A 16625-nucleotide genomic window follows, 5' to 3' on the forward strand; every position below is an offset into this window, starting at 1 on the left:
ATGACGTCTGCACATGAAGAAAATTCCAGGGAAAACTCTGAAATTTGTAAGTAACATTGATCGGCAAAATAAATAATCCCAATAATTCAGGAGCGAACCTTGACCCACGCACCATCGCGTCATTCGGTATTGACCGCCGCACACTGGGGGCCAGTCCGCGTTGAAACCGACGGAGAACGCATTTTTGCCTCGTATGGCGAACTCCCGACGGCACACCAGAACTCCCTGCAAACCGTTGTGCATGACCAGGTGCACAGTAAAACGCGGGTTCGCTTCCCGATGGTGCGTAAAGGGTTCCTGGCTTCTCCCGATAAGCCGCAAGGCATACGCGGGCAGGATGAGTTTGTTCGCGTAAGTTGGGATGACGCGCTGGACCTGATCCACGCTCAGCACAAACGTATTCGCGAAAGTTATGGGCCATCGTCCATCTTCGCTGGCTCCTACGGTTGGCGTTCGAACGGCGTATTGCATAAAGCGGCTACGCTATTGCAGCGTTACATGGCGCTGGCGGGAGGGTATACCGGCCATCTTGGCGATTATTCCACCGGCGCGGCGCAGGCTATCATGCCTTATGTGGTGGGTGGCAACGAGGTTTACCAGCAGCAGACTAGCTGGCCGGTGGTGCTGGAACATAGCGAGGTGGTGGTGCTCTGGAGCGCGAACCCGCTGAATACTCTAAAAATTGCCTGGAACGCCTCGGATGAACAGGGGCTCGACTATTTTGCGGCGCTGCGACAAAGCGGCAAACGCCTGATCTGCATCGATCCGATGCGATCGGAAAGCGTCGACTTTTTTGGCGATAAGATGGAGTGGATCGCCCCACATATGGGCACCGATGTGGCGTTAATGCTGGGGATCGCCCATACGCTGGTGGAAAACGGTTGGCAGGATGAAACGTTCCTTGCCCGCTGCACGACGGGTTATGACCGCTTCGCCGACTATCTTTTGGGCACGACCGACGGTACGGTCAAAACAGCGGAATGGGCGGCGGAAATTTGCGGCGTTTCTGCGGTGAAAATCCGCGAACTGGCGGAAATATTTCATCATAACACCACCATGTTGATGGCCGGTTGGGGAATGCAGCGTCAGCAGTTCGGCGAGCAAAAGCACTGGATGATCGTTACGCTGGCCGCAATGCTGGGGCAAATTGGTATGCCTGGCGGCGGGTTTGGTTTTTCTTATCATTTTGCTAACGGCGGAAACCCGACGCGCCGCGCCGCCGTGTTAGCCTCGATGCAGGGAAGCATCCCTGGCGGGGTCGATGCGGTAGATAAAATACCGGTGGCGCGTATTGTCGAGGCGCTGGAAAACCCCGGTGGGTTTTACCAACACAATGGGATGGATCGCCGCTTCCCAGATATTCGTTTTATCTGGTGGGCGGGCGGCGCGAACTTTACCCATCATCAGGATACCAACCGTCTGATTCGCGCGTGGCAAAAACCGGAACTGGTCGTTATCTCGGAATGTTTCTGGACGGCCGCCGCGAAACACGCGGATATTGTTCTGCCTGCGACCACCAGCTATGAGCGCAACGATTTAACCATGACCGGCGACTATAGCAATCAGCATTTGGCGCCGATGAAGCAGGTCGTGTCGCCCCGGTGGGAGGCGCGGAATGATTTTGACGTTTTTGCTGAACTGAGCGAACGGTGGGAAGTCGGCGGTTACGCTCGGTTCACCGAAGGAAAAAGCGAGCTGGCGTGGCTGGAGACTTTCTACAATATTGCCGCCCAGCGTGGCGCCAGCCAGGGGGTGACGCTGCCGCCGTTTGCCGCATTCTGGCAGGCTAACCGTTTACTGGAAATGCCGGAGAATCCCGCCAACGCGCAGTTTGTGCGCTTTGCGGATTTTCGCCGCGATCCTGATAACCATCCGCTAAAAACGGCCAGCGGCAAAATCGAAATCTATTCTGCGCGCATTGCCAGCTATGGTTACGCGGATTGTCCCGGTCATCCGATGTGGCTGGTGCCGGATGAGTGGCACGGGAACGCCGATGCGGGACAGGTTCAGCTACTTTCCGCGCATCCGGCGCACCGTCTGCATAGCCAGCTTAACTACAGTTCGTTACGGGAGCGGTATGCGGTGGCCGGACGCGAACCGGTGACGATTCATCCGCAGGATGCGACAACGCGCGGAATCGTCGATGGCGATACGGTACGCGTCTGGAATCATCGCGGGCAGGTTCTGGCGGGCGCGGTCGTTACCGACGGAATTCGGCCTGGCGTTATCTGTATTCACGAAGGCGCATGGCCGGACCCTGAACCTACCGCAGGCGGCATATGCAAAAACGGCGCGGTAAACGTCCTGACAAAAGATCTTCCCAGTTCCCGGCTGGGGAACGGTTGTGCGGGCAACACCGCGCTGGTCTGGTTTGAGAAATATACCGGCCCGGCGCTACCGCTTACGGCGTTTGATCCGCCTGCCAACTCATAATCCAGGTGGGGTGGGCGGTATCCCCCTGCCAGGCGCTATCTTCAATACGAAAACCAAGCGCATGGTAGAAGTTTACGGCGGATTGATTTTTCTGGTAAACCTCAAGGCTCAGCAGAGGAAAACGTTGCTGGACATATTCCAGAAGCGCTTTGCCAATGCCGTGTCTTAACGCGTCGGGGGCGACAAACAGCGCCCCGACAAAACGGGCTTCCAGTACGCTGACGAAGCCTTTCAGTTGTCCATTTTCCTCCCATACCCAGGTTTGCGCGGCGGGTAAATAGACGTCGCGTACAATTGCTTCGCTCTCGTGCCAGTAACGTTCTTCGATAAAGGGATGGGCATAAATGGTACTTTTCATCCACAGCGCCAGAATAGACGCCATGTCTTCACTCTGGGATTTGCGAATCATGTTTTTCTCCCGGATGGCAAAAACAGCCGGTAATATGGTCATTGACCAGTCCGCACGCCTGCATAAAGGAGTAACAGATAGTCGTACCGACAAACTTGAAACCGCGTTTTTTCAATGCCTTAGCAAGCGCATCGGACGCAGGTGTTGAGGTAGGGATCTCATCCAGGCTGGCCGCCTGGGTGATCTGCGGCTGGCCATCAACGAATGACCAGACAAAATCGGCGAAAGACTCGCCGTTTTGCTCCATCGCAAGCCAGGCGCGGGCGTTACTGATAATGGCCTGAATTTTACCGCGATGTCGTATGATGCCTGTGTTCTGCAGCAGGCGTTCAACATCCTCCTCCTGCATAGCTGCGATGCGTACCGGGTCAAACTGATGAAAACAGGCGCGGTAGTTCTCCCTCTTTTTAAGCACGGTGATCCAGGATAAACCGGCCTGTTGACCTTCAAGACAGATCATTTCAAACAGCTTTCTGCTGTCAGTTTCCGGTACGCCCCACTCGTTATCATGATAGGCAATATAAAGGGGGTCCTGGCTGACCCAGTCGCAACGCTGCATAGACTTCCTCGTTATTGTGGTTACCGCGAAAATTTCCTTCAACCCGCCTTGACGGGCCCGCTAAAAGGACAATAGTTAATACAGGGCTGATGCCCGACATCCTTCATTCAATGACAATAATATCGCCGAATTCGGCTCTACTCTGGAGTCGCGTTGATGATTGTAAGAAAACGCCGTGGTCGCCGGACATTGCGTTGTCTGGCGGGCCTTATGGCCTGCTCGTTTTTTATCAATACCACATATGCCTGGCAACAAGAATATATCGCTGAAGCGGCTCCGGGGCATACGACGGAACGCTATACCTGGGACAGCGATCACCAACCGAATTACAACGACATACTGGCCGAACGTATTCAGTCTACGCAAAATACGGTGGGGCCGGTGCTTAGCCTAGCGGATGAAACCCCGCTTGATGCGACCAGCGGTATCAGTATGGGCTGGAATTTTCCGCTTTCCCGACGCGTGACCACTGGGCCGGTCGCGGCGCTGCATTACGACGGTTCGACGTCATCAATGTATAACGAATATGGCGATAGCGCGACGACATTAGCGTTTACCGATCCGTTATGGCACGCCAGCGTCAGTACGTTAGGCTGGCGGGTAAACTCGCAGTTCGGCGATGTCCGTCCCTGGGCGCAAATCAGCTATAACCAACAGTTTGGGGAAAATATCTGGAAAGCGCAGTCCGGGTTGAGTCGTATGACCGCAGGAAATCAGGCGGGAAACTGGCTGGATGTCACCGTAGGCGCGGACGTGTTACTTAACCCGCACATGGCGGCGTATGCGGCGTTTTCCCAGGCGGAAAATAGCGCTACGGATAGCGATTATTTGTATACCCTGGGGGTGAGCGCCAGGTTTTAACTTAAAAATTACCATCGAAACGCAGTGATAACAGCTCTTGTGGCGGGAGTAGGGTGCTAACCGTCTGCGTTATCTTTGCGTTGTTAATCATCTCGCTGGCACTTTCCACCACTATTCGCCAGCCGCAGCGGGAGGGGGTTAGCGAAGCGTCTGCGTAACGCATGCAACACCAGGCGTACAGCGCGCCCATTTGGTGCTCTTTTTTTTATTTAGCACAAATACCTAATCAATTGTAGTTAAAAAAACGTCTAATAAATAAGGAAGACATTTAACTTATTTATGAATAGGAAGAAATAATATATTAATTATATTAATTTATTCTTAATAAAAAATTACATTTATGTACGTTGCATTTGTAACATATTGATTTCTATTCTTTTTAAGATTAACTAACAATTATTTTTATATATACTAATTATAGTATCCAATACCCACCTCTATACACTCCATTTCCTCACAGAATGCAGATAATCCTAAGGATGCGTTCTGTTATCTACCGTCATAAATGGAGTTTTTAATGAAAAAGGTTGTTTTTGCTCTGTCTGCTCTCGCTGTAGTTTCCACTTCTGCTTTCGCTGCTGAATCTGGTGACGGCACCATTAAATTCACCGGTGAAATCGTTGACGCGCCATGCGTCGTTTCTACTGACTCTCAGAACCAGGAAGTTGTGCTGGGTCAGGTTAAGAAAAATATCTTCAAAGCCATTGGCGACAAGTCTTCTTCTAAGCCTTTCCAGATCAAACTGGAAGACTGTGACATCACCTCTAATACCAAAGTTAACGTAAGCTTCAATGGCGTTGGTGATACAGACGATGCGACACTGGTTTCTGTTAACACTGAAGCAGGTGCGGCAACTGGCGTGGGCATCGGTATCTACGACAACGCTAACAAGCTTGTTGAAATGAACACCGGTAAATCCACCACTACGTTGGCTGCTGGTCAGACCGTGCTGTACTACACCGCTAACTACGTTGCAACAAAAGATACTGTAACCACTGGTTACGGTAACGCAGAAGTGGACTTCAACCTGTCCTACGAATAATCGAATTTTCGTTAATACAGACAATCATAATGGCAACGGAAATCCCGTTGCCATTTTTTCCAGCGGAGGCTCAGGAAGAGAATCATGAACCGCTCACGTTTGATATCTTGCACAGCACTGGTGCTGGCGTTGATTGCTCAAAACAGTTTTGCCGGAGGCGTGGCATTAAGCAGCACGCGTGTTATTTATGACGGTAGTAGAAAGGAAGCTTCTCTTACGGTAAATAATAAAAGCACCACGGATGAATTTCTCATTCAGTCATGGATTGATGATGCTAACGGTAATAAAAAGACGCCCTTTATCATCACTCCACCGTTATTTAAATTAAGCCCGACTAAAAATAACGTTTTACGTATTGTTAATACGACGAACACGTTACCGCAGGATCGCGAGTCCGTTTATTGGATTAACGTAAAAGCTATTCCTGCCAAAAGTGAAGACGCGGAAGCTAAAAACGTACTGCAGATCGCCGTACGTACCCGCTTAAAACTGTTCTATCGCCCGGCGGGCCTGAAAGGCAATAGCATGGACGGCTGGAACAAACTGCAGTTCACCAGCGCAGGGGCTAACCAGATCAAAGTGGAAAACCCATCTGCCTTTAACCTGACGTTTAATAAATTTTATGCCAACGGCCGTGATATTGAAAAAACGGGAATGGTTCCGGCAAAAGGCTCATTGAATATTGAACTGCCAGCCGGCACCGGCAAGGTAAGCGAAGTTAAATACAACATTATTAATGACTTTGGCACGGCTGGCGACATGTTGACACAGCGCGTTAACTAACACGTTTTAAAGGATTATTACTATGACATGGACGCATCTTCCTCTGGGCAATAAGACCTCGCGTTTCACGCAGTCTGCGCTTGCGCTGATGATAGCGGGTACGCTCCCCGCGTATGCGGGAACATTTAACCCGCGCTTTCTGGAGGATGTGCCGGGTATTGATCAGCACGTTGACCTTTCAATGTATGAATCCAATAAAGCTGAACACCTGCCAGGTAAATACCGCGTCTCGGTGGTGGTCAACGAAAAAAAAATGGAGTCTCGCACCCTGGAGTTTAAGGCAGCGACAGAGGCGCAGCGCGCAAAAATGGGTGAATCCCTGGTGCCGTGCTTAAGCCGCGTGCAGCTTGAAGATATGGGCGTGCGTATTGATAGCTTCCCGGCGCTGAAAATGGCCCCGCCTGAAGCCTGTGTTGCTTTTGACGACATTATTCCCCAGGCCGCCAGCCATTTCGACTTTGCAGACCAGACCCTGATCATGAGCTTCCCGCAGGCTGCGATGAAGCAGACAGCGCGCGGTACGGTGCCAGAATCGCAGTGGGACGAAGGGGTGAATGCCCTGCTGGTGGATTATAACTTTTCCGGCAGCAACGCCAGCTATGACGCACACGACAGTGAAACCAGCTACAACAGCGACAGCTACTATCTGAATCTGCGCAGCGGTATGAACCTGGGGGCATGGCGGTTACGTAACTATAGCACCTGGACGCGAAACGACGGTAACAACACATGGGATAACATTGGCACATCTCTAAGCCGTGCCATTGTGCCGCTGAAATCACAGCTGACGTTGGGGGATACCTCCACCGCCGGTGATATTTTTGACAGCGTTCAGATGCGCGGTGTGCAGTTAACTTCCGACGAAGAGATGCTGCCTGACAGCCAGCGCGGGTTTGCGCCCGTCATCCGGGGTATTGCCAAAAGTAACGCCGAAGTTACCGTTGAGCAGAACAACTACGTTATTTACCGTACGTTTGTTCAGCCGGGTGCGTTTGAAATTAACGACCTGTATCCAACCTCAAACAGCGGCGACCTGACGGTCACCATTAAAGAATCGGACGGCAGTGAGCAGAAGTTCGTTCAGCCGTTCTCCTCGGTGGCGCTCCTCCAGCGTGAAGGCCATCTCAAATACAGCCTTTCCGCCGGGGAATACCGTGCCGGGAACTATAACAGCGCCGAGCCGAAATTCGGGCAGCTTGATGCCATGTACGGCCTGCCGTATGGCTTTACCGTTTACGGTGGTGCGATCTTCTCTGACGACTATTACTCGCTGGCGGGAGGATTAGGTAAAAACTTCGGTTATATCGGCGCGATCTCCATCGATGTAACCCAGGCAAAAAGCAAGCTGGCAAATGAGGAGAATTCGGAAGGTCAGTCTTATCGTTTCCTCTACTCCAAGAGCTTTAACAGCGGTACAGATTTCCGTCTGCTGGGTTACAAGTATTCGACCAGCGGCTATTACACCTTCCAGGAAGCGACGGATGTGCGCAGCGATGCGGACAGCTCTTATAGCCAGTACCACAAACGTAGTCAGATTCAGGGCAACGTGACGCAGCAACTGGGCGCCTGGGGCTCGGTCTATTTTAACGTCACGCAGCAGGACTACTGGAACGATGAAGGTAAACAGCGTTCGCTGAATGCCGGTTATAACGGCCGTATTGGCCGCGTGAACTACAGCGTTGCTTACACCTGGACGAAAAGCCCGGAGTGGGATGAGAGCGATCGTTTACTGTCATTCTCCATGTCGATTCCACTGGGACGCGTGTGGAGTAACTACCACCTCACGACCGATCAGCATGGCCGAACCAACCAGCAGTTAGGGGTGAGCGGCACCGCGCTGGAAGACCACAACCTGAACTATAGTGTGCAGGAAGGCTACGGCAGCAACGGCGTGGGTAACAGCGGCAGCGTGAACCTGGATTACCAGGGCGGCGTGGGTAGCGCCAGCCTGGGTTACAACTACAACCGTGACGGCCAGCAGGTGAACTACGGTTTGCGCGGCGGTGTGATAGCCCATAGCGAAGGTATCACTCTTTCTCAACCGCTGGGTGAATCCATGGCCATTATCTCCGCGCCGGGCGCGCGCGGCGCGCACGTGATCAACAACGGTGGTGTGGAAGTGGACTGGATGGGTAATGCGGTCGTGCCTTACCTTACTCCGTACCGTGAAACGGAAGTCTCACTGCGAAGCGACAGCCTGAACAACCAGGTTGACCTGGATACCGCCTCCGTCAACGTAGTGCCGACACGCGGCGCGATTGTTCGTGCCCGCTTCGATACCCGAGTGGGCTATCGCGTGCTGATGAATCTGACGCAGGCCAATGGCAAAGCGGTGCCGTTTGGTGCTACCGCCACGCTGCTGGATACCACAAAAGAGTCCAGCAGCATTGTGGGTGAAGACGGTCAGCTTTATATCAGCGGGATGCCGGAGAAAGGTGCCCTTCAGGTGAACTGGGGTAAAGACCAGGCACAGCAATGCCGCGTGGCGTTTACGCTGCCGGAACAACAGGATAATACCGGCGTGGTGATGGCGAATGCCGTCTGCCGGTAACAGGGAAGGAAACGATTATGTTGAAAAAGTTGATAATGTTTACGGGCCTGTTGGGCGGGTCGGTGCTGTTTTCGGGGCAGGCGCTGGCAGCGGCAGATTTTGGACCATGTACTCCTGAAGGTGGAACACATATCTTCAGTGCCACCATAAATAAAACAGTTTCAGATACGTCAAAGAACACAACGGGTGCGACCTTCGTAGATTTCGATAGCTGGAATTTAGGTGGAACCTATGCGATGTCCTGTGAATGCCCTGATGATACCTCTCTTATAAATGACACCTTATTTAAGGCTGTGGTTCCTCTGGCCTTTGTTACGAATATAGAGAGTCGCTCCTATTACCAGATCAATAATAATATTGCCATTGCGAGCGATGTACTGATTTCGGGGGGACGAGGAGAATACGTTAACACACCGTTTGAGAATGTAGGTAACCTGACAAACAACCGCTCTCAGTGTTCGCAAAATGCAAGTAGTAAAGATGCAATATGGACATCCGGTGGCAAAGGTCACTTATCGCTCTATATTCTCCATCCGTTTGTGGGTGAAAGTATTATACCTAGCACCAAAATAATGGACCTTTTTGTGACAAAGAAACCCAGTGTATATGGCAGTATACCTGCGTCGTCTGTATATATCAGTGGTTCAATTACGGTACCTCAGGGCTGTGAACTCTCCAGCGGCAGCACGCTGGAAATTCCGTTTGGGGAATTTAAGGCCACTGATTTTAAAGATCGCAAAGGACAAGTTGCAAAGAACGCCACGAAATTCACCAAAGAGCTGCAGTTTAAATGCACCAATATTTCCGATGGCGTAAAGATCTTCCTGCGTATTGAGGGAATGCCAAACGCTAATGATTCGAATGCCATCGACATGGGCAACCCGGATATCGGTGCCGTCATTGAGGGCGCTAACGGTAAAATTTTGGTGCCAAATGACGCCAGTGTTAATCAGGAGCTGAGCGTATCGGGTCTTGTTGACGACACGCACCGTACCGCCTCAACGACCATTTCGGCTTACCCCATCAGTACCACCGGCAAATTGCCGGCCGCCGGGGATTTCGAGGGAATTGCCACCATGCGTATTGATGTGGAGTAAGCAGGATGAAAAACCTTCATGCTTTGATGCCAGCGTGTTTACTGCTTACCGCTTCCGCGATGGCGGCACCGTCGAATATCGGTTCTGCTGGTGATATCCACTTTACCATTACTATTAAGGCGGCTACCTGTGAACTGGAAAACGACAGTATCGACGTCAATATGGAGACCGTGGTGCTTCAGCGCCCGGTAAAAGTGGGTAAAGAGCTGAACCAGAAAAACTTTAGCATCGGCTTAAAAGATTGCGCGTATGCCACAAAGGCCAGCGTTACGATGGACGGTTCTCCGGACCCGACTGACCCCTCGCTTTTTGCCCTGGATAGCGGCGGCGCGACGGGCGTGGCGTTAAAAATTAAAACATCTGGTGGGGAGCAACAATACCCCTCCAGTACCGACTCTACGCCTGTCGAACACACTGTCTGGTTTGATGGTACGAACAAGCTGAACTATATCGCCAGCTATGTGCCTGTTAAGCCGGATGCCACCGTTGGCACAGCGAATGCGACGGTGAATTTTAGCGTCACATACGAATAATCACTGAGGGCCAGTTCGCTGGCCCTTTTCCATTTTTAGTGATTTTTTGTAAAAATCTTCTCCGATCACACTCTCCGTTGCCACTTTCCCCTCTGCTTGTGGTCTACTTAACCGTGCTTGTAGACTTTCTTACATCTGCGTTAGCCGCATATTTACCTGTTTGATTACAGAATCGTTGTACAGGTCGTTTTTATCCCGATTCCCAGGGTTTGTTTGCATGAGATACATTAAATCGATGACGCAACAGAAACTTAGTTTCTTGCTTGCGCTCTATATCGGTCTGTTTATGAATTGCGCCGTGTTTTACCGCCGTTTCGGCAGTTATGCACAAGAATTTACCATTTGGAAAGGCCTCTCCGCAGTTGTCGAACTGGGCGCCACGGTGCTGGTCACTTTCTTCTTACTTCGTCTTCTTTCACTGTTTGGCCGACGCGTCTGGCGTGTGCTGGCCACGCTGGTGGTGCTGTTTTCCGCTGGCGCCAGTTATTACATGACCTTCCTGAACGTGGTGATTGGCTACGGCATTATTGCGTCTGTTATGACCACCGATATCGATCTCTCGAAAGAGGTGGTGGGGCTGCACTTTGTATTGTGGCTGATTGCCGTGAGCGTGCTTCCGCTCATCTTTATCTGGAGTAACCACTGTCGCTACACGTTGTTGCGCCAGCTACGTACGCCGGGGCAGCGTTTTCGCAGCGCCGCTGTAGTGGTACTCGCAGGCGTAATGGTGTGGGCGCCTATCCGCCTGCTGGATATACAGCAAAAAAAGGTTGAACGGGCGACAGGCATCGACTTACCCAGCTATGGCGGCGTGGTGGCGAACTCCTATCTGCCTTCAAACTGGTTATCTGCGTTAGGGCTGTATGCCTGGGCGCAGGTAGATGAGTCGTCAGACAATAATTCGTTAATAAACCCGGCCAGGAAATTTACCTATGTTGCGCCGAAAGATGGGGATGACACCTACGTCGTTTTCATTATCGGTGAGACGACCCGTTGGGATCACATGGGGATTTTCGGCTACGAGCGTAATACCACGCCGAAGCTGGCGCAGGAAAAAAATCTGGCGGCATTCCGCGGCTATTCCTGCGATACCGCGACGAAGCTTTCTTTACGCTGTATGTTTGTACGGGAAGGTGGGGCGGATAATAACCCGCAGCGTACGTTAAAAGAGCAGAATGTTTTTGCCGTACTCAAACAGCTCGGATTCAGTTCCGATCTGTACGCCATGCAGAGCGAGATGTGGTTTTATAGCAATACCATGGCGGATAATATCTCCTACCGCGAGCAGATTGGCGCCGAGCCGCGTAACCGTGGTAAAACGGTTGATGACATGCTGTTGATTGATGAGATGCAGAACTCGCTTGCCCAGAACCCGGAGGGTAAACATCTGATTATCCTGCATACTAAGGGATCGCATTTTAACTATACGCAACGTTATCCGCGCAGCTACGCTCAGTGGAAGCCCGAATGTATTGGGGTCGATAGCGGCTGCACGAAAGCGCAGATGATCAACTCTTACGATAACTCCGTGACCTATGTTGATCACTTTATTACCAGTGTGTTCGATCAGCTACGTGATAAAAAAGCGATTGTGTTCTACGCCGCTGACCACGGCGAGTCGATTAACGAACGTGAACATTTGCACGGTACGCCGCGCAATATGGCGCCGCCGGAACAATTCCGTGTTCCGATGCTGGTATGGATGTCGGATAAATATCTTGCCAGTCCGCAACATGCGCAGATGTTCGCTCACCTGAAACAGCAGGCGGAGATCAAAGTGCCGCGTCGTCATGTGGAGCTATACGATACGATAATGGGCTGCCTGGGGTATACATCGCCGAATGGCGGCATTAACCAGAACAACAACTGGTGCCATATTCCCGATGCGCAGAAAGTCGCCGCGAAGTAGGTTGTCTGCCGACTTTCTCGCCGATTGAATTGTATTTTGCGACTAAGGGATTGACGGGCGTGCGCCTGAGCAGTAAGATGCGCCCGCATTCGGTGATTGGCGCAGCCTGGTAGCGCACTTCGTTCGGGACGAAGGGGTCGGAGGTTCGAATCCTCTATCACCGACCAAATTCAGAAACCCTGCTCAACGAGCAGGGTTTTTTGTATCTGAAGTCTGACGAGGATGAGAACCTCCGGGGGCAAGAGGTTCGACTCGAGCGAAGCGAGAGAACGTTGCGTCAGCAACGGCCCGCAGGGCGAGCCACGCAGTGGCGAGTCATCCTCTATCACCGACCAAATTCAGAAACCCTGCTCAACGAGCGGGGTTTTTTGTATCTGAAGCCTGACGAGGATGAGAACCTCCGGGGGCAAGAGGTTCGACCCGAGCGAAGCGAGAGAACGTTGCGCCAGCAACGGCCCGCAGTGGCAAGTCATCCTCTGTCACCGGCAGGTTGACGCTCGCACCACCAGTTCAGGCATGATCCCGTCGCTGTAGCTGACCTTCTCACCCGACAGAACGGCAAACAGGAGCGTGATTGCCTGTCGCGCCACCTCATCAAGATGCATATTCACTGCCGTCAGCGGCGGCAGCGATTCGCGCGCGCGGATACCGTCATAGCGAGTAACCACCCGCATTTGTTCAGGTATGGCGATGTCTTGTTCCTGAAAAGCGCGTACCGCGCCGCTGGCAAAGGTATCTATCAGCACCAGCACGCCGTCAACGTCGGGATGCGCCTGTAATAGCTGCTGCGCGGCCTGGTAGCCAGCATTTTCACCCTCGCTTTCATTGAGAGAGTAGACGACGGGGTCCTGGCGCCCCGCGCACCAGCGCTGGTAAGCCGCTTCGCTCTCCAGAACTGATGTTCGCCGTGTGTTACCGACAAATAACGCACATTTGCTGGCTCCGGAGGCCTCCAGATGCGTTAGCAGAAGCTGTGCTGTTGCCGCCGAGTGCAGCTCCACCCACGGCACAGGCGTGTCGGTCCCCGGCGTGCGGCCAATGGTGACGCAGGGAATGCCCGCTTGCGCCAGCGCCTGGAGCTGCGGGTCGTTCTCCGCCGGCTCAATCAGGATCGCCGCGTCAAAGCTGACGGCATCCAGTGGATTTGCCCCCGGCGGCACCAGAATCAGCGCATGCTGTTTTTCCAGCGCCATCATCGCGGACGTTAACGCCACCTCCATCATAAATCCCAGTCGTGACGCGCCGGAGGCAATCGCCAGCGGCACCGAAGAGAGCAAGGCAATGGTATTGGTTTTGCCGGTTCGTAACTGGCGGGCGCGAATATTCGGCGTGTAGTTGAGCGCAACAATGGCCTCTTCAATACGTCGTCGCGTCTGCGGCTCGACAAAGCGGGTGTTGTGCAATGCATTGGATACCGTCCCTGGCGATACGCCTGCATGGCGGGCAACATCAATCAACTTTGCGCGTTTTTTATTTTGAACAGCCATCTGCTTCCTGACCTGCGAAAATTTGCGCACAGGGTAGCATATTTACCAGACGGTAACGTTTGCTTTTTTTCAGTGAGGATCGTAAAAAACCCTTCATTAAAACGTTTTAATGAGGTATTTTGGCGCAAATTTATTCCTCAGGAGGCGATGTGGCACACTTAACTCAGGACTCGACTTTCACCCTTGGACGCCGTCTGGCGGGCCTTATCTACGCTGATAATGCGAAGAGCTTTGGCGGCTATACGCTTTTTGCGCCGCAAACCGCCGAAGGGCGGGTTTACCTGGTGGACGAGCAGGGCGAAGTCGCGCATCAGTGGCAGCTTCCGGTTCGCGCCGGGCGTGATGCGGTGCTGCTGCCGAACGGTAATCTGGGTTATAACGGCAGCCACCGCACTTCAGCGAACCTCTATCCGGCGTGGGATCTCTGGCACGGCGGCGACTTCTACGAAGTGACGCCGGATAACGAAATCGTCTGGCACTATGAAGACATCTTCCATCACCATGATGCGCAATGGTTGGCGAACGGTAATCTGCTGTATACCGCCGCGTCGCCGTTGCCTGCCGATATCGCCGCCCATGTTACCGGCGGCGACCCGCGCCGCGATGCGCCGGACGGCGTGATTCAGAGCGACGTCGTCAAAGAGGTCAATCGCGACGGTGAAGTGGTGTGGGAATGGCGTGCCTGGGAGCATTTGAATCCGGAAGATTTCCCGATTCATGATATTTTCGACCGCCGCCACTGGCCGATGATTAACGGCCTGTCCGTCACCCGTGATGGCCTGGTACTGATGAGCCTGCGCACGACGTCTGGCGTCATTGCCGTGGATAAAGAGAGCGGGAAGGTTATCTGGCATGCAGGGCCGGAAGTCGTAGCGCAGCAGCACACGCCGGTTGAGATGGAGAACGGGTCGATTCTGGTTTTCGATAACGGCAACCTGCGTCCCGGCGTCACCTCGCCGCATTCCACGGTGCTGGAGTTCGATCCGCAGACCAAAGCGATTACCTGGCAGTATCGCGATATCTTCCCGCCGGCGTTTTTCTCGCCGTATATGGGGAGCGCGCAGCGGCTGGCGAACGGCAACACCTTTATCTGTGAATCGGCGTTTGGCCGCCTGTTTGAAGTCACCCCGGAAGGCGAAACGGTATGGGAATATATCATTCCGTTCTTTAATGAATATCCGGAGCACCTCAGTAAAGGCATTATTCCTGGAAAACAGAACAGCGCCTTCCGTGCGCATCGCTATGCCGCTGATGCCATTAGTTGGTTGAAATAATACAGACCGCCAGCCCGCGCTGGCGGTTATTTTTTTGATGTTTTATGGGAGTTAATCATGCCGCAGCCTGGCCTTACTACGCCGGATAACGATGCATTACCCTGGCAAACCACCTTACTTTTGGCGCTTCAGCATGTGCTGGTCGTTGCCGCCACCCCCATTACCTCCGTCTTTCTGATCGCCAAAGCGCTCCACTTTACCGATACGGTGACCGCCTCGGTACTTAGCGCAACCTTTCTGATGTGCGGTCTGGGCGCTATTTTGCAAAGCCTGGGTGTGAAAGGGGTGGGCGCGCGTTTGCCGTTTATTATGGTACCGGGGGGCGCGCCGATTGCGATTTTCGTTGCGATCGCTTTACAGACCAATATCCAGACCGCGATTGGCGCCGTAATTCTGACTTCGCTGTTCTACTTTATCGCGTTGCCGATTTTCCGCCGCTGCCTGCACCATTTTCCCCCTTTTATCATCGGCATCATGCTGCTAATGGTGTCGATTAACCTTATTCGCCTGTACGGCGGGTTGATCATTGGCCAGCCAGGGAGCGCCGACTTCGCTCATCCAACCAGTATCATTTTATCGCTGGGGACTATTCTGATAACGCTGATTTTCGCGCTGGCGTTTAGCGGTATTTTGCGCCAGCTGGCGGTGATGTTCGGCCTTTTAGCGGGAACGCTGCTGGGAATGGCGTTGGGCAGCACCGATTTTAGCGGTGTTAGTCACGGGCCGCTGTTTAGTTTCCCACAGCTTTTGCCGTTCGGCTGGCCGATTTTTGATCTCTCCGCCTCGCTACCGTTACTGATTTACGCGGTCATCTCTATGGCTGAAGCAACTGGGCAAACGATTGCGACCGCGGAAATAGTCAATTCCACGCAAAATGTGCAGCAGACGATTCCACGTACCATTCGTGGTGATGCGGTAATGTCGCTGCTGGGGGGTATTTTTGGCACCTCCTTAATTATCACCTCCGGCGAAAATATTGGGGTGGTACGCACCACTAACGTGAAATCGCGTTTCGTGACTGCGGCTGCTGGAGGATTGTTAATCCTGATTGCCATATTCGCGCCGCTGGTACGTCTGGCGACCTGTCTGCCAGGTTCGGTGGTGTGCGGTACGGCGGTGATTGTCTTCAGCATTATCGGGGTCATCGGCATTGATATGATTGCGCGTGAGCCACTGCATACGCCGGGTAAAACCTATGCGCTGGCGATGGGGCTGGCCATGGGAATGCTACCTATACTGGTACCCGGCCTGTATCAGAATTTCCCGGCGGGCGTACAGATGGTCTTTGGCAACGGCATGGCAGCGGGGACGTTGACGGCGATTCTGGTGAACTCGTTGTTTAACTGGAGCGAAAAGCGCACGCAGGCCAGGGTCAAAAGTTAGTTTTTGTGATCGCGGTAGGCCGCACGACGGCCTACTTATTTACAATTTTGTGACATATTCGATGGTGTTTTTCAATGTCCGTATAACTCTTTTTTGCACACGGCTTATGAATAACCTCAGCATTTTCGCCTGTGCGTTTTAGCGTTAGTGGTATTAATCGCTCAGATAATCAACATATCGAAAGAAATTTTTCAATTAATGTCTAATTGTTAATCACTAACTGTTGCAAAATATTAAGTGAATAACTCTGCCTTTCTGCCTATAGCACAAATTTCCCTGCTGAAAATACCCTTCTGAACTTTTT

The 16625-nt window shown here is 52.6% G+C and carries 13 protein-coding genes, 1 tRNA gene and 2 other RNA genes; 13 read left to right on the forward strand and 3 right to left on the reverse strand.

The window, feature by feature from the left end; genetic code table 11:
- Positions 1 to 99 precede the first annotated feature (99 nt).
- Positions 100 to 2433 carry a molybdopterin guanine dinucleotide-containing S/N-oxide reductase gene (locus ACLJNW_RS16985; protein ID WP_024154671.1) on the forward strand — a complete coding sequence of 778 codons (2334 nt, stop codon included), beginning with the start codon at positions 100 to 102 and terminating at the stop codon, positions 2431 to 2433.
- On the opposite strand, the gene ACLJNW_RS16990 is transcribed toward ACLJNW_RS16985, so the two are convergent.
- Both ACLJNW_RS16990 and tag read right to left on the reverse strand, forming a co-directional pair.
- Positions 2402 to 2842, reverse strand: a complete 441-nt coding sequence (locus ACLJNW_RS16990; RefSeq protein ID WP_023204147.1) for an N-acetyltransferase — start codon at positions 2840 to 2842, stop codon at positions 2402 to 2404. The genes ACLJNW_RS16985 and ACLJNW_RS16990 overlap by 32 nt on opposite strands.
- Positions 2820 to 3401, reverse strand: a complete 582-nt coding sequence (gene tag / locus ACLJNW_RS16995; RefSeq protein ID WP_001188416.1) for a DNA-3-methyladenine glycosylase I — start codon at positions 3399 to 3401, stop codon at positions 2820 to 2822. The genes ACLJNW_RS16990 and tag overlap by 23 nt, the downstream gene beginning before the upstream one ends.
- Before the next feature lie 156 nt (positions 3402 to 3557).
- Here tag and ACLJNW_RS17000 point away from each other — a divergent pair, with 156 nt between their 5' ends.
- From ACLJNW_RS17000 to ACLJNW_RS17045, 10 genes are all read left to right on the forward strand, one after another.
- Complete coding sequence (locus ACLJNW_RS17000; RefSeq protein WP_023204146.1) at positions 3558 to 4262, forward strand: autotransporter outer membrane beta-barrel domain-containing protein; 705 nt, start codon at positions 3558 to 3560, stop codon at positions 4260 to 4262.
- A 517-nt stretch (positions 4263 to 4779) separates the two neighbouring features.
- Complete coding sequence (lpfA, locus tag ACLJNW_RS17005) at positions 4780 to 5304, forward strand: long polar fimbria major subunit LpfA (RefSeq protein WP_001519917.1); 525 nt, start codon at positions 4780 to 4782, stop codon at positions 5302 to 5304.
- An 84-nt stretch (positions 5305 to 5388) separates the two neighbouring features.
- Entirely contained in the window at positions 5389 to 6087 is a 699-nt protein-coding gene (gene lpfB, locus ACLJNW_RS17010; RefSeq protein WP_001082123.1) for a long polar fimbrial chaperone LpfB, read from the forward strand.
- A 22-nt stretch (positions 6088 to 6109) separates the two neighbouring features.
- Positions 6110 to 8638, forward strand: a complete 2529-nt coding sequence (gene lpfC / locus ACLJNW_RS17015; protein WP_000220312.1) for an outer membrane usher protein LpfC — start codon at positions 6110 to 6112, stop codon at positions 8636 to 8638.
- Between the two features lie 17 nt (positions 8639 to 8655).
- Positions 8656 to 9735, forward strand: a complete 1080-nt coding sequence (gene lpfD, locus ACLJNW_RS17020; protein WP_000914255.1) for a long polar fimbrial protein LpfD — start codon at positions 8656 to 8658, stop codon at positions 9733 to 9735.
- A 5-nt stretch (positions 9736 to 9740) separates the two neighbouring features.
- Positions 9741 to 10268 carry a long polar fimbrial protein LpfE gene (gene lpfE / locus ACLJNW_RS17025; protein WP_000792957.1) on the forward strand — a complete coding sequence of 176 codons (528 nt, stop codon included), beginning with the start codon at positions 9741 to 9743 and terminating at the stop codon, positions 10266 to 10268.
- Positions 10269 to 10485: 217 nt separating this feature from the next.
- A complete protein-coding gene (gene eptB / locus ACLJNW_RS17030; protein WP_001269258.1) occupies positions 10486 to 12177 on the forward strand; it encodes a kdo(2)-lipid A phosphoethanolamine 7''-transferase in 1692 nt (563 codons plus the stop codon).
- 90 nt (positions 12178 to 12267) lie between these two features.
- Positions 12268 to 12344: transfer RNA gene (locus tag ACLJNW_RS17035), tRNA-Pro, on the forward strand.
- 34 nt (positions 12345 to 12378) lie between these two features.
- A non-coding RNA gene (locus ACLJNW_RS17040) (RtT sRNA) lies at positions 12379 to 12512 on the forward strand.
- 35 nt (positions 12513 to 12547) lie between these two features.
- Positions 12548 to 12666: non-coding RNA, RtT sRNA (locus tag ACLJNW_RS17045), on the forward strand.
- Here ACLJNW_RS17045 and ACLJNW_RS17050 read toward each other — a convergent pair.
- Positions 12657 to 13664 carry a substrate-binding domain-containing protein gene (locus tag ACLJNW_RS17050; protein ID WP_023204145.1) on the reverse strand — a complete coding sequence of 336 codons (1008 nt, stop codon included), beginning with the start codon at positions 13662 to 13664 and terminating at the stop codon, positions 12657 to 12659. The genes ACLJNW_RS17045 and ACLJNW_RS17050 overlap by 10 nt on opposite strands.
- A gap of 149 nt (positions 13665 to 13813) precedes the next feature.
- On the opposite strand from ACLJNW_RS17050, the gene ACLJNW_RS17055 reads away from it, so the two are divergent.
- Both ACLJNW_RS17055 and ACLJNW_RS17060 read left to right on the forward strand, forming a co-directional pair.
- A complete protein-coding gene (locus tag ACLJNW_RS17055) occupies positions 13814 to 14938 on the forward strand; it encodes an aryl-sulfate sulfotransferase (RefSeq protein ID WP_023204144.1) in 1125 nt (374 codons plus the stop codon).
- Positions 14939 to 14995: 57 nt separating this feature from the next.
- Positions 14996 to 16321: a uracil-xanthine permease family protein gene (locus ACLJNW_RS17060; protein ID WP_001136082.1), complete on the forward strand. Its 1326-nt coding sequence runs from the start codon at positions 14996 to 14998 to the stop codon at positions 16319 to 16321.
- The last annotated feature ends 304 nt before the right edge of the window (positions 16322 to 16625 follow it).

Origin of the sequence: Salmonella sp. SAL4457 (genome assembly GCF_046548235.1) — a bacterium.
GTDB classification, from domain to species: Bacteria; Pseudomonadota; Gammaproteobacteria; order Enterobacterales; family Enterobacteriaceae; genus Salmonella; species Salmonella enterica.